Raw genomic sequence first — 22893 nt, 5'->3', positions numbered from 1 at the left:
GGGGAATGCAACTCATAGCTAAAGCAGGAACGACGTCAGGGCGTAGTCCGAGGCCAGGATGCACACGCACGACGTCACCACGGCCGACGTGGTGGACAGCCCCACGCCCTTGGCCCCGTACACTCCCGGACGCCTGTGGGCGTAGAATCCCTCGTAGCAGCACACCGCGGCCACCAGCAGGGCGAACACCAGGGACTTGGAGAAACCGCCGTTCACGTCGCGCAGCACCACGCTGTCGTGGATGCGCGCCCAGTAGATGCCCGGGCTCACGCCGAGCATCATCACGCCCGTCAGGTAGCCGCCAAGCAGGGCGATGACGTCGAACATGGCCGTGAGCAGCGGAAAGCAGATGAGCGATGCGACCAGGCGGGGACCCACCAGGTAGCGCACGGGGTCGACGTCCATGGCGTCGAGGGCGTCGATCTGCTCCGAGATGCGCATGATGCCGAGTTCCGCCGCCATGGACGAACCGGCCCGGCCGGTGATCATGATGGCCGTCAGAACCGGTCCCAGTTCGCGGATGACCGACAGCGCGACGGCCGCCCCCAGGAGCCCTTCCGCTCCGAACTTCACCAGGGTGTAGTAGCCCTGAAGCCCCAGCACCATGCCCGTGAACAGCCCGATCAGAGCGATCACCGCCACGGATTTCACCCCGATGAAGTACACCTGCTGCACGGCCTTGGCCCACTGCAGGGGCAGGCTGAACATGTGGATCAGCCCCCGGCAGGTGAACACGAAAAAGGAACCGAGCCCGAGCACGGTTCCCAGGAAGGAGCGCCCCAGGTTCGCGACGGGGCCGAGCAGCACGTCCAAGGCGTTAGCCATGATTTGCGTATATTAATCGTTTTCCGGGTTTTGTGAAGCGTTTACCCGGAAAAGCAGCGATTTCAGATAGTCGGTTTCGGGCATGGACGGATGGATCGGATGGTCCGGTCCCTGTCCGCCGCGCCGGATGAGCTGGGCGCGCTTGCGCCCCGAGAGGGCCGAGGCCACGAGGCGCTGGAACTGTCCGGCCTCGAGATGCTGCGAGCAGGAGGCCGTGAGCAGAAATCCGCCCGGCGTAACGAGCCGCCCGGCCAGCTTGTTGATCTTGTGGTAGGCGCCCATGGCGTTTTCCAGGTCCTTCTTGCGCTTGACGAAGGCGGGCGGGTCCACGCTGACCACGTCGAAGCGCCTGCCCTCGCGGGCGAACTCCTCGAGCACTTCGGCCGCGTCGCCCTTGACGGCGCTCACGCGGTCCGCGACGCCGTTCAGCTCGGCGTTCTGGGTCACGTGGTCCACGGCCGCCTGGGATGCGTCCACGCAGACTGCCGCGTCGGCGCCGGACAGGGCCGCGCCCACGCCCAGGGCGCCCACGTAGCTGAACACGTCCAGCACGCGCTTGCCGGAGCACAGGGGCATGATACCCAGGCGGTTGGGACGCTGGTCGAAGAACCAGCCGGTCTTTTGGCCGGTGGCCAGGCTGGCCCGGTAACGTCCGGGGCCTTCGGGCACGTCTACTTCCGAGGGAGGGGTGCCGTGAACGGCCTCCACCTCGAGCGGCAGCCCCTCGAGCTGGCGGGAGCGCACGTCGCCCTTGAGCAGGATGGAGGACGGCTTGACCAACTCGTCCAGGACGTCCAGGACGTCCTCGCGCATGCGTTCCATTCCGGCCGTGAGCAGTTGCACGCTCAAAGCGTCGCCGTAACGGTCGACCACGAGGCCGGGCAGATGGTCGCCCTCGCCGTAGACCATGCGGTAGTAGGGCTGGTCGAAGAATGTCTCGCGCAGGGCCAGGGCCTGGGACAAACGGCCGTGGAGCCAGTCGCGGTCCAGGCGGGCCCTGGGGCTCTTGTCGCAGATTCTGGCCAGGATGAGCGAGCCCGGGTTCACGTAGCCCACGCCCAGGGGCTTGCCCCTGGCCGACATGACCAGGACGTGGTCCCCGGCGGAAAAGGTGTTCAGGGGGCTCAGGGCCGTGTCCGCTTCGTTGGAGAACACCCACAGGTGTCCGGCCATGAGGCGGCGTTCCTCGTGCTTCTTGAGATGGAGTATGGGGAGGTTCATAGGCGAGGGGTCCTCTATGCCTTCCGGCCGGCGTTTGCAATGTTTTGCCTTGAGCATGAAACATTTGGGGGATAATTTCCAGACATGAAAACCGCAGCTTTCGTCCTTTTCGCCGTGGTCACGGCGGCTGCCGCCGCCCTGTCCACGCTGGTGGCCACCCGGTATCTCGCCCTAGAGAAGGATCTCTCCGAAACGCGCTCCCAGCTCGAGGACGTCCTGCGCGAGCGCAAGCGCCAGGAAGAGGAGAAGATGTCCATTCGCCTGGAGGCCCAGCGCGTGCAGTCGGAACTCGAGGCCCGCTTCTCGGAGCAGCGTTCCCAGCTTGAGGAGTGCGGCAACCAGCGCCAGCGCGACTTCCAGGAACTCCTGACGGGTGTGAACGCCCTTCAGAAACGCCTGACCGACATGGAAGTGCAGCTCTCGCCCTCGGCCAAGGCGGGAGATGGCAAGCCCCAGGGCGAGGACGCCGCGTCCAGGGCGGGCGACGGGCCGCCCCCGGCCAAGACCGTCCGGGAGCCGCAGCCGGCCAAGAACACCGACGTTCCCAAAGGGGCCATCCCCACTCCCGAACAGGAAGCCAGGAAGCTCGAACAGGCGCAGTAGCGCCGCAAGCCACAACCGGAGGTCGGCCGTGCCGCTCACGCACATCAGCGTCATGAGGGATCTGGGGTCCGAGGAAAAAATCGCGGTTATGAACGCCGTGCACTCGGCCCTGGTGGAGGCCTTCGGCATCCCCGAACCGGACCGCAATATCCGCATCCGCAGCTACGCCGCGGACGAGTGGCTGCTGCCTCCGGGCAAATCCGACCGGTACGTGCTAGTGGAGGTCCGGGCCTTCACGGGCCGCAGCGCCGAGGCCAAGGGTCGGCTCTACGCCCTGATCGTCGAGAACCTCGGCAAGCTCGGCGTCCCGGCCGGGGACGTGTTCGTGCAGGTGGCCGAGCAGCCCCGCGAAAACTGGGGCATCCGGGGCGGCCAGAGGGCCGATCTGGTGGATTTGGGGTATGCGGTGAAGGTGTAAGAGAGGCAAGCCGGGATATATTGCAAGCGGCGTCGCCCATGGGCGACGCCGCTTTTTTGGGTTTTTGTTTCGGATCAGGTGTCGATTTTTGTGCCCGGTTTAACCTTCCCACCGGAAACCCAGCCTCCCAGGTTTACGGGATCGTAAATCTCCGGGGACTTCGTGGGATGACTTCTTACGCTCATTCCCAGCCTATTCGTGACGGACTTGTGCAGAAAGAGGTCCGGTCTGTTAGAGAAATTCCGGCCAGCAGGGAGGATTTCCCAGATGCGGTTCTCTACGGTTTCATCGTGAGCTGGGCCTTGGCTTTTCCTCGCGATGCTTTGGAACTCAACACTAGGTGTCTTGAACTTCACCGAGAGCGCTTCCAACTGGTGCTGCATCCAGTTGAGGGAGATGTCTGACAGGTCGCTTTCGTTGTTGTCGTCGGGGTATCCGCCGCCCACGTCCGCGTGGCCCCCCGCGAACAGGACCTGCTTGACCTGGGCACTGGCGTCCCACAGCGTGGGAGTGAAATCTGCCCGCCTGTCGTCGATGGAAACGGCGTGGAGGCCGTTTTGAACCTTGCCGTTCAACGTGAGGTCCACGAATTTGAAGGCGTCTATTCTCTCGCGGTCCATGCTGTATTGGGGGATGCCAAGCGCGCCCACCGTGTCCCATACGCATACGGCCGTAATCGCATCGACTTTGACCAGATGGCCACTGATGGCGGTGTTGGTGAGGAATTTCGGGAACATGTCGAGGGTGTCCTGGATTCTTCCCCAAAGCGACGAATCAGGCTTTTTCCTTGATTCAACATACTGATACCAAGCCGCGGCTCCGAGGATGTACGCTTTTTCCTTGGGGATAGGATTGGCGTACGTGTCCAGCACGCCCATGGCGCAGATCAGTCCGGCCAGCGCCCGCGCCGTATAGGCCCCCCGGCTGAAGCCGATGATGAATATCTCGTCCCTGGGTTCGTAGTGCCTGGAAATGAAGGTATAACCCCGGACGATTCTTTGGATGATCCCCACTCCGGCAGCCCCGCCAAGGATCTTGATGATAGGGTTATGCGAGTCACCGACGCCGTGGATGTATTTCGAGACCTGATCTCCCTCGGCAGCGGATTTGAAATAGATTTCCTGCTCATCGGCCAGCCTTGTCGTGTTCGCAATATCATCACCCGGCAATCGATCGAAGAGCTTCCAAACGTTGGTCGGTGTGTTGTCGTAGTTTCCGTCGTGGTCGATGTCCACTCCCGGCCCGTTCCACGTCCCATCCGCGCAGAAAATGATCTTCTTTGCCATAGTGTGTCCCCCTCAGTTCGGGTTTACGAGGTGCGACTTGTATAAATATATATAATATTTCGAAATCATTTGTTTTTCCGTCATTGTGGCTAGTATTGCCTGCACGACTATTTGTCAAAGCCTGAGCGCAAGTTTGGTTTCGCATGCCGGCAGTTCCGCCAGGGGCGAGCTCCGAAAGCCGGGGCCGAAGTGTGCGCGAAGCGCGGCAAGACCGGACCACGTCCGCACAATTGCCTCTTCATGCTTGACCTTCAGCTTGGGGATGGGAGTATATGGTTGAACCCCCCAAAAGCCCCGAGAGGCCATCGAAGGTGCGAGGAGAAACACATGACCCCTGAAATCAAGGTCTACGCCCTGTCCACCTGTCATCATTGCGCCGCCGCCAAGAAATATCTGGATGAACGCGCAGTCCCCTACGACCACGTGTTCGTGGACCGCCTGTACGCCGAGGAGCGCAACAAAACCATGCCCATCCTGCGCGAACTCAACCCTTCCCTGTCCTTTCCCACCATCGTCATCGGCGACAAAGTCTTCGCGGGCTTTGTTCGCGAGGATATCGAGAACGCACTCAAGAAATATGACATTTGATGATCGCGCGACCTGCTCGGTCTCACCTGATCGCCTCAATCCTCGGGGTGCCCTTGGTTCAGGATGAGGTGGCCTACCGGTGTCAGGTCGGTTGACACTTTTTAACCAGATGGTTAAACCGTCCGGTAGATATGGAGAACGCAATCACTTCGACAGAAAGCCCCGAGGAGGCCATCCTGGACGCCGCCGCCACCGTGTTCGCCGAGCACGGCTTCGCCGGGGCGCGGGTGGAGGCCATCGCCAAGGCGGCGGGAATCAACAAGGCCATGCTCTACTACCGGGTGGGCGACAAGGCCCGCCTGTACGAGCTTGTGGTCATGCGACAGTTCGACCGCCTGGCCACGGCCGTGGAGCAGGTGGACGCCTCGGACGGGGCCGCCCTGGAAAAGCTCAAGGGCATCCTCAACGCGGTGGCCGGGCTCTTCGCCAAGGACCCGCGCCTGCCGCGCATCATGGCCTGGGAGCTGGCCTCCCAGGGCAAGAGCATGCCGCCGCAGGTGCTCTCACAGTGGTCCAGGATCATCCGCACGGTGGCGGGACTGGTGGCGCGAACCGGGCTCGATCCGGTGCTCACGCATTTCTCGCTGGTTGGGCCGCTGGTTTTCACCAGCCTGACCGAACCGGTCCGCAAACGTTTCGCCAGCCAACTTCCCGCCTCCCTCACCCGCGTGGCGGACATCGGAGTCATGGACATGGCCGGATTTCTCGGCGGGTTACTCACCGCCGCCGCCCGGGAGGAAGCATGAAGATTCGCGCACTGCTGGTCGTGGCCCTCTGCCTGTCGGCCTGGTCCTGCTCCAAGGGGGGCGAGACGGTCTACCAGGGATACGTCGAGGGCGAGTTCGTATACGTGGCCTCGCAGCTGGCCGGACGCCTCGACGAGCTGCCGGTCGCGCGCGGATCGCGGGTGCGCCCCGGCGACCCGCTCTTCACCCTGGAGCACGATCTGGAGCAGCAGAGCGTGGACCGGGCCGAGGCCAATCTCAAGAAGGCCCAGGACACGGTCAATGACCTGAAAAAGGGCCTGCGTCCCGAGGAGATCGACCAGATTCTCGCGCGGATCGCCCAGTCCGAGGCCCAGTTGGCCCTGAACAAGCTGGAGATGGACCGCCGCGCGGCGCTTCTCGCCACAGGAGCCGTGGCCAGGGAGGAATACGACCAGTCCCGCACGGCGTATCTGAACGCCAAGGGCGGCCTGGCCGATTTCAGAGCCCAGCTGGCCACCGGCAAGCTCGGCTCGCGCATCGACCAGATTCTGGCGGCGCAGGCCCAGGCGCGATCCGCCCAGGCCGACCTGGACCAGGCCCGCTGGTACCTGGACCAGAAGCTCCAGAACTCCACCCTGGACGCCCAGGTGTTCGACCTGATCCACTACAAGGGAGAATGGGTGCAGGCGGGCAGCCCGGTGGTGAAGCTTCTGCCCCCGGCCAACGTGAAGGTGCGCTTCTTCATCCCCGAGACCGATCTGGGCAAGGTGTCCGTGGGACAGCCCGTCACCGTGCGCTGCGACGGCTGCCCCAAGCCGTTCACCGGCACGGTGAGCTTCATCTTCCCCCAGGCCGAATACACCCCGCCGGTGATCTACAGCCAGGATTTCCGGGCCAAGCTGGTGTTCATGGTGGAGGCGCGCTTCGATGCCCAGACGGCCCAGGCCCTCAAGCCCGGCCAGCCCGTGGACGTCCTGCCCCAGAACGCCCCCAAAGGATCCAATTCGTGAACCGCCCGGCCATTGACGTCACCGGCATCACCAAGTCCTTCGACGGCAAGGTGGTGGTGAACAACCTTTCGCTCAAGGTGGAGCAGGGTGAAATCTACGGCTTTCTCGGGCCCAACGGATCGGGCAAGACCACGTTCATCCGCATGCTCTGCGGCCTGCTCAAGCCTGATTCCGGCAGCGGCACCTGCCTCGGCATGGACGTGATCACCGAGGCCGCGCGCATCAAGACCCGCGTGGGTTACATGGCCCAGCGCTTCAGCCTCTACGGCGACCTCTCCGTGCGCGAGAATCTGGACTTCATGGCCCGGGTCTACGGCGTGGAGAACCGCGCCCGCACGGTCTCCGAAATGATCGAGCGCATGAGCCTCGGCCCCTACGCCGACCAGCTGGCCCAGACGCTCTCCGGCGGCTGGAAGCAGCGCCTGGCCCTGGCGGCCAGCCTCATCCACGGCCCCGAGCTGCTGCTCCTGGACGAACCCACCGCCGGTGTGGACCCCAAGGCCCGGCGCGACTTCTGGGACGAGGTGCACGAGCTGGCCGGGCAGGGGCTCACCGCGCTCATCTCCACCCACTACATGGACGAGGCCGAGCGCTGTCACCGCCTAGCCTACATCGCCTACGGCGACCTGCTCACCAAGGGCACTGTGGAAGATGTGGTGACCGGGCGCGGCCTGGCCACCTGGGAGGTCTCGGGGCCGGGGCTCTACGAGCTGGCCCGGACGCTGAAGACACTTCCGGGAGTGGAGCAGGTGGCCCATTTCGGCAACACCCTGCACGTCTCCGGACCTGATCCGGCGCTCCTCTCGGCCAGCCTCGAACCCTACGCAGCCGGCCCCCAGAGCTTCCGCGTGGTGGCCACCAGCCTGGAGGAGGTGTTCATCAGCCTCATGAACGAGTCTCTCGCCGGAGGCCGGAAATGAACCTCTTCTCGCCGCGCCGCTTCTGGGCCATGGTGGTCAAGGAATTCGTGCAGATGCGCCGTGACCGCGTGACCTTCGCCATGATGATCGGCATCCCGCTCATGCAGTTGATCCTCTTCGGGTTCGCCATCAACTCCAACCCGCAGAACCTGCCCCTGGCCGTCCTGAACAACGACGACTCGGAATTCTCCCGCACCGTGGTCGCGGCCATGCAGAACAGCCTGTACTACCGCATCACCAACGTCATTTCCAAGGAATCCGAGGCCAAACGCCTGCTGGACCGGGGCGAGGTGCTCTTCGTGCTCACCATCCCCCAGGATTTCGGCCGCTTGATCGCTCGCGGCGACCGCCCGACAGCCCTGGTGGAGGCCGACGCAGCCGACCCCACGGCCTCCGGTTTCGCCTTGGCCGCCCTGGACACCATTTTCAGCCAGAGCCTCTCCCGCGACCTCATCGGGCCGCTTCTTTCCCTGCGCGCCCAGCCCGGCCCGGTGGACCTGCGCGTGCAGCGGCTCTACAACCCGGAAATCCAGACCAAGTACAACATCGTGCCCGGGCTCATGGGGGTGGTGCTCACCATGACCATGGTCATCATCACCGCCCTGGCCATTACCCGCGAGCGCGAGCGCGGCACCATGGAAAACCTGCTGTGCACGCCCGTGCGGCCCTTCGAGGTGATGATCGGCAAGATCATCCCCTATATCGTGGTGGGTTACATCCAGATGCTTTTGATCATCATCGCGGCCAAGGTGATCTTCGGGGTGCCCATCCTGGGGAGCCTGCCGCTTCTTTTGTGTGTGTCGATCCTGTTCATCGCCGCCAACCTGGCCGTGGGGATCACCTTCTCCACCGTGGCCCAGAACCAGCTCCAGGCCATGCAGATGGCGTTCTTCTTCTTCCTGCCGTCCATACTGCTGTCCGGGTTCATGTTCCCGTTCCAGGGCATGCCGAACTGGGCGCAGTGGGTGGGGTCGGTGCTGCCGCTGACGCACTACCTGCGGGTGGTGCGGGGAATCGTGCTCAAGGGCAACGGCTTCACGGACATCGCCCCGGAACTGTGGCCCATGGCGCTTTTTCTGGCGGTGATGATGGTGGTCGCTGTGAAGCGCTACCGGCAGACGCTGGATTAGGCGTTCTTCCTGAGCATCGGCCACAACTCCGACAGAAGCATCCCGGCCAGCATCAGGGCGCATCCGGCTATCCCGCGCAGGGGCAGCTCCTCTCCGATCAGCACCCAGCCCGCCAGGGCTGCGAACACCGACTCCAGGCTCAGGATGATGGCCGCATGGGAGGGATTGGCGTCGCGCTGGGCCACCAGTTGCAGCGTATAGGCCACGCCCACCGAGAGAAGCCCGCCGTAGAGGATGGGCACGGCCGCGGCCGAGAGTCCCTCCCAGGCGAAGGATTCGCCGCCTGCCACGGCGATGGCCAGGCTCAGGCCGGAGCAGACCGCGTACTGTCCCACGGCCAGATGGATGGGGTTCATGCGCGGGGCGAACCAGGAGGCCACCAGCACGTGCCCGGCCCAGAACACCGCGCCGATGAGTTCCAGCACGTCGCCCCGGTTGACGCTGAAATCCTCCGTCACGCTCAAGAGGTACATGCCCGCGACCGCCACGGCGGCTCCCATCCAGGTGCCAAGCGGCGTGCGCTTGCCCCAGAACACGGCGAAGAGCGGCACCAGGATCACGTACAGGCAGGTGATGAACCCGGCCTTGCCCGCGGTGGTGTACTGCAGGCCGATCTGCTGGAGGCTGGCCCCCAAGGTAAGTACGATCCCGGCGCAAAGGCAGCCCAACACAGGGTTGGCGTACATACCGGGGGCCGGGCGCATGGCTTGCTTGGAGCGCGCGGCAAGAGGAAGCAGGGCGGCGGCCCCCAGGGCGAAGCGCACGCCGTTGAAGACGAACGGGCCGACATGGTCCGCGCCCACGCGCTGGGCCACGAAGGCCAAGCCCCAGATGAGGGCGGTGGTGGTGAGCAGCAGGTCGGCTTTGAGCGACGTGAGGCTCCGGCCGGTTCTCGAAGACATGGACGCTCCCCCGGCAAGGCGTGCCGTCCTTCCGTGGCGGACGGTACGGGCCTTGCGCATCGACAGGCATGGATTCCGGCTGGAAGCCAGCCGAGCGGTGGCAATACACGCAACGTGGCGGGGAGATCAAGAAACGTGTTTGACTCCTGGTCCGCACATTGCATACTATTTAAGTATGGACAGAACCAGAACCGAAACGAAGATTCCACGGGAGGCCTTGGCTAAGGCAACCCATTTGGATCACACCGCATTCGCCAAACATTTCACCTGGGACGAGTTGTGCCTCTTGTCCGGGTTCATGACATATCAGAGTTTGTATCCCGGGGATTTCCTGTTCGAGGAGGGAGATCCGGGCACTTTCACGGGGATACTGCTGCGAGGGGTGGTGTCGGTGGTGAAGGGCGCGCCCGACGGGGGATCCGCCCTGGTGTGCGACATCCACAAAGGGCACGCGGTGGGCGAGCAGGCTTTGCTGGACCGCGAACCGAGGTCCGCCTCCATCATCGCCCAGACTCCTGTGACACTGCTGATCCTGCGCCGGGAGGCATTCGACATGATCGTGAACAACCACCCGAGGCTCGGCATGAAGCTCATGGGTGCGCTGGCCTGCGAGATGAGCGCGCGGCTCAGGATGGTCACGGGGCGGCTGGCCTGCGACAGGCGTTTCAGAGTCCCGGAACGCGACCTGTTCGTGCAGCGCGAATCTGAGGTCGAGGAATGATCCCGCCTGGCGTGTCCGGGTAAAGGGACCTGATTTCCTGGAGAAGTGAAGGGGACAGCCTGGACGGCCGGGCCACCGTGCGGAGTCAGGGGAAGCCGATTCTTGCCGGGCGCGCTCAGGGCTTTCCTGTGTCCTTCGGTTCGAGCGAGGCGAGCATTTCCGAGGCCTCGACGAAGTCCGGCTTGATCTCGAGCGCCTTGCGGAGGTGCTCGGCGGCCTTATCCTTCTTGGCCGCATGGATGTAGGCCTTGGCGATGTTGTAATGCAGGTTTTCGTCGGTTGGAGTCAGGTCGAGCGCCCTGGTATAGGCGTGCAGGGCCCCCGAGAGATCGCCTGAACGGCGCAGGCGCACGCCCAGGGTGTTGTAGGGGTTCACCGCCTCGGGATCGTGGGAGAGGATCTCCACGTAGAGCTCCTTGAGCTCCTGGAGCTTGTCCTGCATGGCCAGGATCTCCGCGGACTTTTTCAGAAATTCGAGATGCTTCTCCATGTCGCCGAGCCCCTTGTGGGCGTAGGCGAGCCCCCGGTATGCCTCGGCGAAGAGGGCGTTCACCGCCAGGGCCGTGTTGAAGCAGGAGATGGCCTGGCCGTATTCCTGCTTGCGCAGGTGCTCGAGTCCTTTATTGAACCACTCCAGCGCGTCGTTCTCCTGTCCTGCCGCGGCTCCCAGTTCCTGCACGGCTTCGCTGAATTGGCCGGTGAAGGCCAGAGTCAGGCCTTTCTGCACCTGCTCCAGGCTCTTTTCGTCCGGTCTGGAGCTTTCCCAGGCCGCCTTGAGGTGCTTGGCGAAGGTGGCCAGGATGTACGGGCGCAGCACATAGCCGCCGCATCCGGCGGAGACCGCTTTCAGCACGTGCTCGCGCCTGCCGTCCGAGGAGATCATGACGACGGCCGTCTGCTTGAGGTTCTCCTGCCGCTTGAGGTCCTTGAGGCATTCGACGCCGGAAAGCTGGCCCGCCTTGTCTCCCACCAGTATCAGCTGAACGGGAACCTCCCCCATGAACTTCCGGGCCTCGCCGACCCCGGCAAAGACGTGGACGCCGCCGAACCCGAGCTTGGAGAGGGCCTGGCGGTCCTTGCTTTGCTGAACGCCGTCCGAATTGATGAGGGCGACCGCCAGGGAGGCGGGATCGAATTTCATCCTTCCCGACTAGCACCGCATGCGGTAAGTGGCAAGAAAGACGGTCTGTTTCCAGGAGCGAGAATGAACCGCACGGTGCTGAAGAAGGTGGTCCTGGCGGGGGGCGTGGCGGGTCTGGCGGCGTTGTTTTTCTGGCTGGACGGTCCCCGCTATCTGGACCTGCAGACGCTCAAGGCTTCCCGGGCCTACCTGCAGGACCTTTACGGGCAGCGGCCTCTGGCCATGCTGGCGGGATACTTCCTGCTGTACGTGCTCATGGCCGCCATGAACCTGCCGGGGGCGGCGGCGCTCAGCCTGGTGGGCAGCGCCGTGTTCGGATTCTGGGCCGGCCTGGTCACGGTGTCCTTCGCGTCGAGCATGGGAGCGACCCTGGCCTGCGCGCTGTCGCGCTTCGTGCTGCGCGACGCCGTGCGCTCGCGCTTCAAGCCCACCCTGGACCGTATCGACTCCGGCCTGGCCAAGGAGGGCGTGTGGTATCTGGTTTCCCTGCGCCTGGTTCCGGTGTTTCCGTTCTTTCTCATCAACCTGTGCATGGGGCTTACGACCATGCCGCTCAAGACTTTCTACTGGGCATCGCAGTTGGGGATGCTCCCGGGCACGGCAGTGTTCGTGAACGCGGGCACGGAACTCGGGCGTATCGAGAGCGTGAAGGACGTGCTGTCCCCCGGCCTGCTCGGAGCGTTCGCGCTGCTGGCTGTGTTTCCGCTGGCCGCGAAATGGGCGCTTAAGCGTTTCCGCCGCTGAGCCCACCCTCCTGGGTGGAGCGGGCCTGGGACAAACGGCGCTGCATCTCGGCAATGGTGCGGTCGAGGATTTCGCGTAGGCGCAAGGCGTTGGCCGGGGTGAGCACGATGCGGTTGGCGATCCTTACCTGGTTGGGCACGGACCGGTTCACGTTGCCGAATTCCAGGACCACGTCGTCGGGGCCAGCGAAGACGGTAAAGAAATCACGGTAGACGTATTCGATGTCGGCGGGAATCTGCATCTGGACCTGTTGCTCGGACATGGCTCACTCCGTGGATGATGGGGGGCGGCGCCTCAGGCGACGGTCCGCTTGCGCAGGGCGCGCTGGATGGCTTCAGACAGGGCCTGGGCGTCGAAGGGCTTGGGCACGAGGTCGTCCATTCCTGCCTTGATGAACCGGAAACGGTCCTTGGCGGTGGAGTAGACCGTGAGGGCGACGATGGGGATGCGGCGGTCCACCCCGGGCAGTTCTCCCTCCCGGATGAGGCGGGTGGCCGTGATGCCGTCCATGACCGGCATCTGCACGTCCATGAGCACCACGTCGAAGCTGCCGTTCATGAGCGCCTTGAGGCCCTCCTGGCCGTCGGCCGCTCCGTGGGCGTGGTAGCCCATGCGCTTGAGCATCATGAGCGCCGTGGTCATATTGATGTGCTCGTCCTCGACTACCAGGATGCGGATTCCCTCGGCCTCCGGAACGGCGGCCAGCGGCGGAGCGGACGCGTGCTCCTCCTCCTGGCCCGGCCAGAAGGAGGCCGTGAATTGGAATCTGCTGCCTTCTCCGGGCGAACTCTCAGCCCAGATCCTTCCGCCGAGCAGCTCCGCCAGGTTCTTGGCGATGGACAGGCCCACCCCGGCGCCGCTGCGGGACTTGGTCAGAGGGTCCTCGGCCAGGGTGAAGCTCTCGAAAATGTCCGGGAGCTTGTCCGCCCTGATGCCCACGCCCGTGTCCTCCACCGTGAAGACGAGGCTCATGGCCCCATAGCAGGTGATGAGCCCCCGCCTGCGCAACTCCTCGTCGGAGAGCACCTCCACGCTCACGAGCACCTCGCCCTGGGACGTGGAGTGTATGGCGTTGGACACCAGGTTGGCCAGGATCTGGCGCAGGCGGAACTCGTCGCCGTTCAGGGTCCTGGGCACGTTGTCGTCCACCTCGGCCGTCAGCTCGATGCCCTTGAGCCGGGCCCTCACCTCGAAGCTGCGCACCACCGAGGCCAAGGTCCTGCGCGGCTGGAAGGGGCGCATGGCGGGCTGGAGCGCGTGGGAGGAGATGTCCGCCAGGTCCAGAAGCGAATTGATGGCCCGCAGGAGCCGTTCGCCCGATTCGTTGACGATGCCCCACAACTCGCGCTGTTCCTCGGAGAGGGCTTCGTCCTCGGCCAGCTGGGCCGCCCCCAAAATGCCGTTCAGGGGCGTGCGCAGCTCGTGGCTCAGGTTGGCCAGGAACTGCGTCTTGGCCAGGAATGACGCCTCCGCGCGCTGCTTGGCCTGGATGAGGGCCCGCTCCATGTGCTTGCGCTCGGTGATGTCCTTGGAGAAGGAGCCCAGGTGGGTAATGTCGCCCTGGGCGTCCGCGATGGGATAGATGCTCACCCAGTAGGTGCGCTTCGAGGTCTCTTCCTCGTATTCCACCGGCTTGCCCGAGGACAGCACCTTTTCGGCCATTGCCCGGCGGTACTGGGCGACGTCCGGCTCCAGGTGCTTGTAGATGCTCTTGCCGAGGAGTTCGTCGGGGCTGACTCCCCTGCGCCGCGCTGCCTCGTTGTTCAGGGCCATGAACCGCCCGTTGACGTCCATGAGCACGGCCGAATCCTGAGTGGCGTTGAGGAGTTCCCGCAGGCGCACGTGCTCTTCGCGGAAGTGCTTTTCCATGTTGACCCAGGGCGTCACGTCCTCGCGGATGACCACCGCCCCTCCGGCCTTGCTGCCCGACGTGATTCCGGTGGCCCGGATGGTCTGGTAGCCTGACTGGCCTCCGCTGAATTCCTGTGTGAACACTTTCTCCAGGAGGACATCCTGGCCGTCGAGGGCCGGCTTGAGGGATTCGCTCACGCCCGAGGAGACTATGCCGGGAAGGGCGAAGAGGGACTTGCCGAGAAAATAGCCCCGCTCGTGCAGGCCGCGCGCGAAATGCGCGAGGTGCCAGTCGTTGACGAAACAGATCACCCCCCGGCAATCGATGAACATGATGGATACCGGCGCCTTCTGCGCCAATACCTGGAATTCGACGGGGAACCCCTGCAAAGGTGAGAGCATATCCGCCTGTCCTATGAAATATCCGGTCCGAACACGGTTTGTGAACGGCTTCGCCATGAGAAACTTAGAAGTATGAGAGGTGCTACCATGGCGGACGGTTACGGTCCAGCCGCATGGACGGTGATTCTCTTGATAGGCAAGCCGGAAGAGGCGAATGCATGACATGCCCAGGGGAAGCGCGAATCTGGGGGCAGTGGGGTAAAGGGGAGGCTGTAAGGCGGCGCGGGATTTGGCACTGATTTGCGCCGAATTCGGCACGCCGCCCCGTCAGCCTTCCTCTCTATTTTAACGTCTCCTCGGCCGCGCGGATTCGCCCGGCGGCGAGGGTGGCGTATTCGGCCGATAGTTCTACCCCCGTGAAGCGCCTACCCGTCTCTAGGCAGGCCAGGGCGGTGGTGCCTCCTCCCATGAACGGATCAAGCACATGTGCCCCCGCCGGGGTCACGGCCAGGAGGTCCTTCACGAGGGCCACCGGCTTGCCTGTGAGGTGGACCTTCTGGGCGGTGTTCACCGCGTGCTTGAACACGCCCGGGAAGCATTGCCGGGTATGCGTCTTCGCTTGCCCCTTGACCGCATGGATCACGAATTCCGTGTCCCGGCGGAAGGACCCGAGCATGGGGCGGGCGCTCGGCTTGTGCCAGATCACTATGCCTTTCCAGGCCCACCCGGCCGCCTGGATGGCGTCGGTCATGGCCGGGAGCTGCCACCAGTCGGAGAAGACCAAGCAGGGCGCGCCCGGCTTGGCTAGCCGCCAGCACTCCCCAAGCCAGAGAGTGGCCCACATGGTGAAAGAGCGTGGTCCTTGAGATCGCCGAGCATGGGAGGGTAGGTCCGCTTCGTCCCCGTGCTTTGGTACTTGTTGGCCGGATCGGCCTAGCGTGCGGCCTAGTGTACGCCGCCCTCGTCATCAAGTCCATGGGGGCCTCCATCTCCTTGGTGGATGGCAAGGTGAGGCTCGCGGGTCTGGACCGACTGGATCTGGCAACCGCCGTCCGCGTCCTAGAGGTGGCCCGTGCCCATAAAACCGAGATCATGGCGGAGCTTCGAGGCGACACCGAGCGGACACTTGTACGCGTGCGGGAGGAGCAACCACGTGAGCCCTCCCGCCGCCGCAAGTGGATGACCCCGGACCTGGTGGAAAACTTCAAAGCCGCCCGCCCTTGGCTCCTCGAACACCTGGAGGCCCTGCTTGTCGCTGGTTGGACCCGAGACGAGCTTTTCCGGGTTCACAAGCCACTTGGGCATACGCTGGGCTGGGGGGTGGCCTGGCTTTCGGGGTGGAGAAATGCGGACCACGTGGAACTCCAACCGAACGGGTGGATTGCCTACCACTTCAAGCAGGTCAATGGGAGCACGAACATCCTTCACTCCTGGCCCCGGAGGACCGCCATGGAAATGAGATGAGAAACCCGATTTTCGAGGGCAAGCGTCGGAGCCTACTCGGCAAGCGCTGCCTTTAGGGATTTCCCGTGAATCCTCTCATAGGCTTCCGCCGTGCTCAAGCTCCAAAAATCATCTTGCTTGTCCGGCTTGGGGAGCCTCGGCCGGGCCTTCGGGGCTCCTCGTTCCCGCTCCTTGATGGCGGCCAGGACCACTGACCGCCACCAGCGTCGACCGCGCCCCCGGCCAAGGCCAAGATGGATGAACGGCAAACCCCATTCGTCCATCAAGGCCGAAGCGGCCCGAGGGGAAACGAGGCTCAAAAGGGTTTGAACCTCGCGGGCCGTCAAGAGCTTGTCAGGCATTGTTAAACTCCTCCCAAAAGTCCTTTGCCCAGTCCCTGGTGAGGATCATCAAGGCCCGGTGCCAAGATTGCCTCCCCGGTGGCGCGCCGGTTGCGATGCATTCAAACCCTACGAACACCACCAGTCTTGCCCGTGCTGGCCCTTCCGGTTGGGCAAGAATCCGAATTATGACCCGGAGCACGTAAAAAGCTACGCGTGCATGGGCAAGAGGGTAGGGTTTTAACCGGGCTCACAGCCTGATTCAGGTCCCAGGATGGAGCGCATGAGCCTTTTGAATGTACCGTTTATTGCCCTTGATCAGGGCATGACTCGTAAACGGGATGCTCTATGGCGCTACACATCCCTTGAGTGATTTCATAAGAGTTATTGTTGAATTCTATATCAAATCCTGGATGACTGCAATAGTCCACGTATACCATGTAAAAGTGATCTTTGAATTTTTCAGCTTTAATTTTATACATTCGTACCCTATTTGGGTTATAATTTGGCTTTGGTTCTATACTATTCCAGTACTCCACCTGTTTATTACGTTTGTCAAGCCAATATTTTAAGTGGAGCCCTTTGTTGTTGGCAAGTTCATCACTTTCATCGTATATAAGTGAGTGTTCACTGCAGTCACCAGCTCCAAAATTAAGCACACGAACGAATACGGGTTGATTGTCTTCTTGCTTAGTTTCTTGCACTATATGAGTAAATTCGTTTTCAACAAATTGCCACACTATGTCGTGTCCAGCTTTTACATAAAAATTAAATTCACGTTCATTCATTCCGCAATGTTCGATTATAATAAAAAATGACACAGCGATGGGCAGGATGCAGATGGCTGCAACTTCAAATCGTAGTCTAATGGAATAGCGAATTGCTTGGACAATGCATAAAATTGCAATAAATATCACTGATAACGAATGAATAACATAAATAGTTTTATGAACATTATATGGTTGAAATTTAATGTATATAGATATCAGCTGTGACAAGATTGTTGTTATTATGGATAGCAGTGTAACAAGTATTATTTTTTTAAAATACTTTATTTCGAAATTTTTCGAAATTTTTGAAAAAATAAATAATTCACGAGTGATGCAATATCCGGTGAATAATGAAAAACAAACTTGGAATAGGCGAAATATATAATATTTCATTGAATTAATCATGTGGGCATTACCTGGGAAAAATAGAGGTAGCTTGTTGATTGAATTAGTCCACATCAAACTAGATTTCTAAGTGGATACCCCGTTTTCGGTTATGGAGGCAACAAAAAGGAAAGCTACGCCTGTCCTTAGGGGTGGTTCACCCCGGGGGGGGCAAAAGTCGAGAGGGAACGCGCCCGGGACCGCGCGCATAGCTCTTCACGCATTCAGGCAATTTGAAGGAAAAAATTGGGAAATCCAAAGCACGTCTAAATTTCTACAAGCCGCGCCCCAAATGCCCTTGGAATAGGTCCGAACAGGCGACCGGGCTGACCCTCGGTTTTTCTTGCTGGGTAGGAATAGGGTAGGAAAAGACAAAGGGGTCACGGCCTTGTTTGCCGTAACCCCTTCTTATTCTTGGTGGAGGCGATGAGGATCGAACTCACGACCTCAGCGTTGCGAACGCTGCGCTCTCCCAGCTGAGCTACGCCCCCTCGGGAAACGCGGACATTATTCGTTCATGCTTTTCAGGTCAAGAGGTGATCTGCTCCAGGATGGAACGAATTCTATGGCCGTAGGTGTGCTCGCTCGCGACAAGCTCCCGCCAGGACGCGATGAGCCCCGCCCTCTCGCGCTCGAGGCTCCGGGCCAGGGCCGGTATTGCCTGGGCGGTCCGGTATGTGACCGGACGCGTCAGCTCCTCCGGGAATATGCTAAGTCCCGGCGTGTCGTCCGTGAGCAGGCACCCCCCGGCCGCCCAGACGTCGAAGTGGCGCTGGGTGAGGCCGTGGGGAAGAAGCGGGCTCACGGCCCCGAGCACGAATCGCGCCGAGGCGTACATGCCCGCCAAGGGGCCGTAGTAGTCCACCGGAGGGAGCAGGATGAAGGGCGCGTCCACGAGCCCGCGCCAGGCATCGTCGCCGCAGACCACCAGTCCGCCCCCTTGCGCCGCCTCCCGGATGACCATGGAACGCCAGGCCTGGCCGGACTGCTCCGCTCCGAAACCGGCCCTGCGGGCCTCGCGACCCGGCCACAGGCACCCGGTTCCGAGCCGTGAGGCCCACCAGCCGAAATCCGGCCGCTCGCCGCCCTGCAGCATGGCCAGAGCCTCGGCCCAGGCGTCCTCCGGTACCGTCAGCCCGGCGAAGAAGGCTTTCTTGTCCGGGAATTCGCTGCGTCCCACGAACAGGAGCTTGTCCTGAAGCCCCGGCCTGTCCGGGACGGCCTTGAAGAAATCCGGGTTGGCCGCCAGCGGCAGGTGGCGGACGGACTTTGCCCCGTAGCGCTCGAGCGGTTCCACGAACCAGCCGTCGGTGACGAACAGATGGATATTTTTCCAGGCGTTGGTCTTGACGCCGGACAAGGAGTGGAACGGGTTGTCCACGCACCAGACCGCAACCGGCACTCCGGCCCGCTCCAGCACGGCCTGGGCCGCGCCGTAGGGATCGAGGCCGGCGAAGTTGACCGAGAGAAAAAGGTCCGGGCGGGACTCCTCAAGCACCGGGATCAGGTCATCGGGACCGACCGCGCGCACTTGGAAACCTTCATCCCGCAAGGCGCGGGCGGCCTCGGAGGCGATGAGCCGCGACTCTTCCGCCGGGACCAGGGCGGTCTTGCCCGCCCCGGGCGCGCGCTCCGCCGGGCGGGGCAGGGCGAGCGTGGCCGCCACCGGCCCCCAGAAGGAAGGAAAGAGCTGCATGGCCGAGCCATACATTATAATGTTACGCTCGCGGTGCGGGTCGAAGCTCTCCGTCCTGCCCCAGGCGGCCGGGATGGCCGCCCGCCAATCCTCGCCTGCCTGCTCGAAAAAGGCCGGGCATTCCAGGTACTCGACCCGCGCATTCGTGGGGAGTTCCGCCGCCAGGGCCGCCGGGTCCGGCCCCAGGCCCAGGATGAGCCAGTCCGGGCTTTGGGCGAGCATGACGATGTCATGGCCGGCCATGAGGGTCTTCGGGCTGCCCAGTTCGTCCATGAGGCGCAGCCGCTTCGGGGGGCTTGGCATGTGCAAGGGGCCTTTGTTACAGGTCCGGGCCGGAGGGGCCATGAAAAAAATTCAGGATCATTACTTCAAGCGCGCCAAGCAGGAGAACTACCCAGCCCGCTCCATCTACAAGCTCCAGGAAATGGATTCGAACTTCAAGCTGTTCAAGCCCGGCCAGAAGGTGCTGGACCTGGGAGCCACACCCGGCTCCTGGACGCTCTACGCCGCCAAGAAGGTCGGCCCCTCGGGGCGGGTGGTGGGCGTGGACATAAACCCCACGGACACTCCCTTTCCCGAGAACGTCACCTTCCTGGTGGCCGACGCCCTGGAGCCCGGCCCGGAGTTCCGGGAGCTTCTCGAGTCCATGAAACCCTTCCACCTGGTGATCAGCGACATGGCCCCCAGGACCACGGGCGCGCGCATCACCGATCAGGCCCGGTCGCTTGAGCTTGTGGAGCAGGCCCTTGCCCTCGCAGGGACTTGCCTGATACACGGCGGCCACTTCATCGCCAAGGTCTTCATGGGGCCGGACGTCAAACCGTTCATGGATTCCATGCGCGGGGCCTTTGAAAAGGTCAAGACCGCCAAACCCAAAAGCTCCCGGTCGGAGAGCTTCGAACTGTTCATCGTGGGCCTCGGCTTTCGCGGCCTTCAGACATATCCGGAGGAGTAGATGGCTGGACATTCGAAATGGAAGAACATCCAGGTGCGCAAGGGCGCCCAGGACGCCAAGAAAGGCAAGGTTTTCACCAAGGTCACCAAGGAAATCATGCTGGCGGCCAAGGCCGGCGGCGGCGATCCGATCACCAACGCCCGCCTGCGTTCGGCCATCGCGGCCGCCAAGGCGGTGAACCTGCCCAAGGACAAGATCGACACGGCCGTCAAGAAGGGCACCGGCGAGCTGGCCGGCGGCAACATCGACGAGATCACCTATGAGGGCTACGGCCCCGGCGGCGTGGCCATCCTCATCGAGGCCGCCACGGACAACCGCAACCGCACCGTGGCTGACGTGCGCGCCATCATGAGCAAAAACGGCGGCCAGTTGGGCGAGGCCGGATGCGTGGGCTGGATGTTCGACAAGAAGGGCGTCATCGAGCTGGACAAGGCCAAGTACGCCGAGGACAAGGTCATGGAGGCCGCACTGGAGGCCGGGGCCGAGGACATCCTGGACCAGGGCGACACCTGGGAGGTCAACACCGCCCCCGAGGATTTCGAAGCCGTGCGCCAGGCCCTCGAGGATGCCGGGATGGAGCTTCTCTCCGCCGAGATCTCCATGCTGCCCAAGAACACCGTGGACGTGGACGCCGAGACCGGCCGCAAGCTCATGAAGCTCATGGACGCCCTGGACGACTATGACGACGTGCAGCAGACTCACTCCAACTTCGAGCTGCCCGAGGCCCTGATGGCGGAGATGGGGTAGGGGGAGCGTGGCCTCCCTCGTGGTGCTCGGGCTCGACCCCGGATCGCGCAACACCGGCTGGGGCATCGTCCGTGAAGAGTCGGGCGTCCTGTCCCTGGTGGACGCCGGAGTCATCCGCGTGGAGCGCCTGGGAGACATGGACGTGCGCCTGGGTGCCATCTTCGAGGCCCTGGCCGGGCTTCTGGCCATTCACAAGCCCGTCGAGGCCGCCATGGAAGACGTGTTCGTGTCCAAGAATCCGTCCTCGGCACTGAAGCTCGGGCAGGCGCGTGGCGCGGCCATGGCCTGCTGCTCGGTGGCGGGCCTTCGCGTGCACGCCTACGAGCCCTCGGTGGTGAAAAAGAGCCTGGTGGGCGTTGGCCGGGCGGAAAAATCGCAGGTGGCCTTCATGGTCGCGCAGGTGCTGGGATGCCGAAAACCGCTGGCCACCGACGCTTCGGACGCGCTCGCCGTGGCCGTGTGCCATCTGAATCAGAGGCGCTTCAAGCGCCTCTCAGGGGAGCCATGATCGCCTATCTGCGCGGGGAACTGCTGGAGAAGTCCGACAAGGGCTGCCTCGTCCTCACGCCCTCGGGCGTGGGCTACGAGCTGACCGTGTCCACACCCACGGCGGCCAACCTGCCGGGCAAGGGCGAGGAAGCTTCCCTGTACGTCCACGCCCAGACCGGCGAGGACGGCACCCGCCTGTTCGGGTTCGCTTCCGGCGAGGAGCGCCAGGCCTTCCGGGCGCTCATCGGCATCCCCAAGCTCGGCCCCAAGACCGCCCTGGCCATGCTCTCCAGCTACGGCGTGAACGACCTGGCGCTGATCGCCGCCCGCGAGGACGTCGCCGCCCTGTCCCAGGTGCCGGGCATCGGCAAGAAAAGCGCCCAGCGCATGATCCTGGAACTCAAGTACGCCCTGGATGGCGTGTCCGGCCATTCGCCGGTCCACGCCGCCCAGACTCCTGCGGGGAGCGTCTTCCGCGACGCCCTGGCGGCCCTCACCAACTTGGGGTACAACGAGTCCCAGGCCGGACCCATCCTGCGCGAGGCGCTTGAAGCCGAACCGGACCTGGATGTGGCCCAGGCCATCCGCGCGTGCCTGAAGAAGATCGCGGCCGCCAAAGCATGACCAAGCCCGCCGACGACACCATCCGCCCAAGCCGCCTGTCCGACTTCATCGGCCAGGACGACCTGCGCGCCAACCTGCAGGTGTACCTTTCCTCGGCCACGGAACGGGGCAAGGCCCTGGACCACACGCTTTTCTACGGCCCCCCCGGCCTAGGCAAGACCACCCTGGCCCAGATCATGTCTTCCGAGCTGGGCGTGAACCTGGTCACCACCTCGGGGCCTGTGATGGAGCGCGGCGGCGACCTGGCAGCCATCCTCACCAACCTGGGCCGCCACGACATCCTCTTCATCGACGAGATCCACCGCATGCCTCCGGCCGTGGAGGAAATCCTCTATCCGGCCATGGAAGACTTCAAGCTGGACCTCATCATTGGCCAGGGACCCGGCGCGCGCACGGTGAAGATCGACCTGGAGCCATTCACCCTGGTGGGGGCCACCACCCGCATCGGCCTGCTCACCTCGCCGCTTCGCGACCGCTTCGGGGTGATCTTCCGCCTGGATTTCTACTCGGCCCAGGAGCTCTCCACCATCGTCACCCGGGCTTCGAAGATACTCGGGGCCAAGCTCACTCCCGAGGCCGCGTTTGAGATCGGCAAGCGCTCCCGGGGCACGCCGCGCATCGCGGGCCGGCTCTTGCGACGGGTGCGCGATTTCGCCGTGGTGCGATCAAGCGAGGTCATCGACCGGGAGCTGGCCCATGAGGCGCTCGGGCGCATGGACGTGGACCCGCACGGCCTGGACCAGATGGACCGCAAGATACTCTCCTGCCTGGTGGAGCAGTTCGGCGGCGGGCCAGTAGGGGTGAAGACCCTGGCCGTGGCCTGCTCCGAGGAAGTGCGCACCCTGGAAGATATTTACGAGCCGTATCTGATCCAGTGCGGACTCATCAAACGCACCCCGCGCGGGCGCGTGGCCACGGCTAAGGCCTACCAGCACCTCAAGACCCATTCCCTGGGGTAGAAGTGTGATGAGGGGCAGGGGAAGCCTCCGGCGGCCAAAGGGACTTCGTCCCCTTTGGAATCCAGCATAGGGGGGC

At 63.2% G+C, this 22893-nt stretch carries 26 protein-coding genes and 1 tRNA gene; 15 read left to right on the top strand and 12 right to left on the bottom strand.

Annotated features, from left to right (window positions below):
• Window positions 1-18: 18 nt before the first annotated feature.
• Together ML540_RS11050 and ML540_RS11045 are read right to left on the bottom strand one after the other, a co-directional pair.
• Entirely contained in the window at window positions 19-825 is an 807-nt protein-coding gene (locus ML540_RS11050) for an MlaE family ABC transporter permease (RefSeq protein ID WP_243360979.1), read from the bottom strand.
• 12 nt (window positions 826-837) lie between these two features.
• Window positions 838-2046, bottom strand: coding sequence for a class I SAM-dependent rRNA methyltransferase (locus ML540_RS11045; RefSeq protein ID WP_243360976.1), 1209 nt, complete (start codon window positions 2044-2046; stop codon window positions 838-840).
• A gap of 84 nt (window positions 2047-2130) precedes the next feature.
• On the opposite strand from ML540_RS11045, the gene ML540_RS11040 reads away from it, so the two are divergent.
• Window positions 2131-2649: a hypothetical protein gene (locus tag ML540_RS11040; protein WP_243360974.1), complete on the top strand. Its 519-nt coding sequence runs from the start codon at window positions 2131-2133 to the stop codon at window positions 2647-2649.
• A gap of 28 nt (window positions 2650-2677) precedes the next feature.
• Complete coding sequence (locus ML540_RS11035; RefSeq protein ID WP_243360972.1) at window positions 2678-3067, top strand: tautomerase family protein; 390 nt, start codon at window positions 2678-2680, stop codon at window positions 3065-3067.
• A 74-nt stretch (window positions 3068-3141) separates the two neighbouring features.
• On the opposite strand, the gene ML540_RS11030 is transcribed toward ML540_RS11035, so the two are convergent.
• Window positions 3142-4353, bottom strand: coding sequence for a DUF2235 domain-containing protein (locus tag ML540_RS11030; RefSeq protein WP_243360970.1), 1212 nt, complete (start codon window positions 4351-4353; stop codon window positions 3142-3144).
• 327 nt (window positions 4354-4680) lie between these two features.
• Between ML540_RS11030 and ML540_RS11025 the strand changes: the two genes are divergently transcribed.
• The 5 genes from ML540_RS11025 to ML540_RS11005 all read left to right on the top strand — a co-directional run bounded on the left by ML540_RS11025 (window position 4681) and on the right by ML540_RS11005 (window position 8708).
• Window positions 4681-4941, top strand: a complete 261-nt coding sequence (locus ML540_RS11025; RefSeq protein ID WP_243360968.1) for a glutaredoxin family protein — start codon at window positions 4681-4683, stop codon at window positions 4939-4941.
• 131 nt (window positions 4942-5072) lie between these two features.
• Complete coding sequence (locus tag ML540_RS11020) at window positions 5073-5687, top strand: TetR/AcrR family transcriptional regulator (RefSeq protein WP_243360966.1); 615 nt, start codon at window positions 5073-5075, stop codon at window positions 5685-5687.
• On the top strand, window positions 5684-6658 hold the full coding sequence (locus ML540_RS11015) for an HlyD family secretion protein (protein ID WP_243360964.1): 975 nt from the start codon (window positions 5684-5686) through the stop codon (window positions 6656-6658). Before ML540_RS11020 ends, ML540_RS11015 begins: the two co-directional genes overlap by 4 nt.
• Entirely contained in the window at window positions 6655-7578 is a 924-nt protein-coding gene (locus ML540_RS11010; protein WP_243360962.1) for an ABC transporter ATP-binding protein, read from the top strand. The genes ML540_RS11015 and ML540_RS11010 overlap by 4 nt, the downstream gene beginning before the upstream one ends.
• Window positions 7575-8708: an ABC transporter permease gene (locus tag ML540_RS11005; protein WP_243360960.1), complete on the top strand. Its 1134-nt coding sequence runs from the start codon at window positions 7575-7577 to the stop codon at window positions 8706-8708. Before ML540_RS11010 ends, ML540_RS11005 begins: the two co-directional genes overlap by 4 nt.
• Here the strand turns inward: ML540_RS11005 and ML540_RS11000 are convergent.
• Window positions 8705-9610: a DMT family transporter gene (locus ML540_RS11000; protein WP_243360958.1), complete on the bottom strand. Its 906-nt coding sequence runs from the start codon at window positions 9608-9610 to the stop codon at window positions 8705-8707. The genes ML540_RS11005 and ML540_RS11000 overlap by 4 nt on opposite strands.
• A gap of 235 nt (window positions 9611-9845) precedes the next feature.
• On the opposite strand from ML540_RS11000, the gene ML540_RS10995 reads away from it, so the two are divergent.
• Window positions 9846-10331: a Crp/Fnr family transcriptional regulator gene (locus ML540_RS10995; RefSeq protein WP_243360956.1), complete on the top strand. Its 486-nt coding sequence runs from the start codon at window positions 9846-9848 to the stop codon at window positions 10329-10331.
• A gap of 115 nt (window positions 10332-10446) precedes the next feature.
• On the opposite strand, the gene ML540_RS10990 is transcribed toward ML540_RS10995, so the two are convergent.
• Window positions 10447-11472 (bottom strand): tetratricopeptide repeat protein, encoded by a 1026-nt coding sequence (locus tag ML540_RS10990; RefSeq protein WP_243360954.1) that lies wholly within the window; start codon window positions 11470-11472, stop codon window positions 10447-10449.
• Window positions 11473-11535: 63 nt separating this feature from the next.
• Between ML540_RS10990 and ML540_RS10985 the strand changes: the two genes are divergently transcribed.
• Window positions 11536-12216, top strand: coding sequence for a TVP38/TMEM64 family protein (locus ML540_RS10985; RefSeq protein ID WP_243360952.1), 681 nt, complete (start codon window positions 11536-11538; stop codon window positions 12214-12216).
• Here the strand turns inward: ML540_RS10985 and ML540_RS10980 are convergent.
• The 3 genes from ML540_RS10980 to ML540_RS10970 form a co-directional block, all read right to left on the bottom strand.
• A complete protein-coding gene (locus ML540_RS10980) occupies window positions 12197-12478 on the bottom strand; it encodes a DUF3467 domain-containing protein (protein WP_243360950.1) in 282 nt (93 codons plus the stop codon). The two genes, ML540_RS10985 and ML540_RS10980, sit on opposite strands and share 20 nt — an antisense overlap.
• Window positions 12479-12510: 32 nt before the next feature.
• Window positions 12511-14469 (bottom strand): PAS domain-containing hybrid sensor histidine kinase/response regulator, encoded by a 1959-nt coding sequence (locus ML540_RS10975; RefSeq protein ID WP_243360948.1) that lies wholly within the window; start codon window positions 14467-14469, stop codon window positions 12511-12513.
• Window positions 14470-14749: 280 nt separating this feature from the next.
• Entirely contained in the window at window positions 14750-15253 is a 504-nt protein-coding gene (locus tag ML540_RS10970) for a DNA-methyltransferase (protein ID WP_341482650.1), read from the bottom strand.
• A gap of 11 nt (window positions 15254-15264) precedes the next feature.
• Here ML540_RS10970 and ML540_RS10965 point away from each other — a divergent pair, with 11 nt between their 5' ends.
• A complete protein-coding gene (locus tag ML540_RS10965) occupies window positions 15265-15873 on the top strand; it encodes a hypothetical protein (protein WP_341482649.1) in 609 nt (202 codons plus the stop codon).
• Window positions 15874-15905: 32 nt separating this feature from the next.
• On the opposite strand, the gene ML540_RS10960 is transcribed toward ML540_RS10965, so the two are convergent.
• The 4 genes from ML540_RS10960 to ML540_RS10945 all read right to left on the bottom strand — a co-directional run bounded on the left by ML540_RS10960 (window position 15906) and on the right by ML540_RS10945 (window position 19346).
• Window positions 15906-16214: a hypothetical protein gene (locus tag ML540_RS10960; RefSeq protein ID WP_243360944.1), complete on the bottom strand. Its 309-nt coding sequence runs from the start codon at window positions 16212-16214 to the stop codon at window positions 15906-15908.
• 284 nt (window positions 16215-16498) lie between these two features.
• On the bottom strand, window positions 16499-16981 hold the full coding sequence (locus ML540_RS10955) for a hypothetical protein (RefSeq protein WP_243360942.1): 483 nt from the start codon (window positions 16979-16981) through the stop codon (window positions 16499-16501).
• 781 nt (window positions 16982-17762) lie between these two features.
• Window positions 17763-17838, bottom strand: a tRNA-Ala gene (locus tag ML540_RS10950).
• Between the two features lie 38 nt (window positions 17839-17876).
• Window positions 17877-19346: a glycosyltransferase family protein gene (locus tag ML540_RS10945; protein ID WP_243360940.1), complete on the bottom strand. Its 1470-nt coding sequence runs from the start codon at window positions 19344-19346 to the stop codon at window positions 17877-17879.
• A 40-nt stretch (window positions 19347-19386) separates the two neighbouring features.
• Between ML540_RS10945 and ML540_RS10940 the strand changes: the two genes are divergently transcribed.
• Genes ML540_RS10940 through ruvB form a run of 5 tightly spaced genes read left to right on the top strand, consistent with a single transcriptional unit; the run spans window position 19387 to window position 22817 of the window.
• On the top strand, window positions 19387-19998 hold the full coding sequence (locus tag ML540_RS10940; RefSeq protein WP_243360938.1) for an RlmE family RNA methyltransferase: 612 nt from the start codon (window positions 19387-19389) through the stop codon (window positions 19996-19998).
• The gene (locus ML540_RS10935) at window positions 19999-20745 is read left to right on the top strand and encodes a YebC/PmpR family DNA-binding transcriptional regulator (RefSeq protein WP_243360935.1); all 747 of its coding nucleotides are present in this window, start codon (window positions 19999-20001) and stop codon (window positions 20743-20745) included.
• Window positions 20746-20752: 7 nt separating this feature from the next.
• Window positions 20753-21253 carry a crossover junction endodeoxyribonuclease RuvC gene (ruvC, locus tag ML540_RS10930; RefSeq protein ID WP_243360933.1) on the top strand — a complete coding sequence of 167 codons (501 nt, stop codon included), beginning with the start codon at window positions 20753-20755 and terminating at the stop codon, window positions 21251-21253.
• The gene (gene ruvA, locus ML540_RS10925; RefSeq protein ID WP_243360930.1) at window positions 21250-21858 is read left to right on the top strand and encodes a Holliday junction branch migration protein RuvA; all 609 of its coding nucleotides are present in this window, start codon (window positions 21250-21252) and stop codon (window positions 21856-21858) included. Before ruvC ends, ruvA begins: the two co-directional genes overlap by 4 nt.
• Window positions 21855-22817 carry a Holliday junction branch migration DNA helicase RuvB gene (gene ruvB, locus ML540_RS10920; protein ID WP_243360928.1) on the top strand — a complete coding sequence of 321 codons (963 nt, stop codon included), beginning with the start codon at window positions 21855-21857 and terminating at the stop codon, window positions 22815-22817. The genes ruvA and ruvB overlap by 4 nt, the downstream gene beginning before the upstream one ends.
• The last annotated feature ends 76 nt before the right edge of the window (window positions 22818-22893 follow it).

It is taken from the genome of Fundidesulfovibrio terrae, from assembly GCF_022808915.1.
Classification (GTDB): Bacteria; Desulfobacterota; Desulfovibrionia; order Desulfovibrionales; family Desulfovibrionaceae; genus Fundidesulfovibrio; species Fundidesulfovibrio terrae.
Note: the sequence above shows the minus strand (reverse complement) of the source record. Positions and strands in the feature narration are given on the sequence as shown.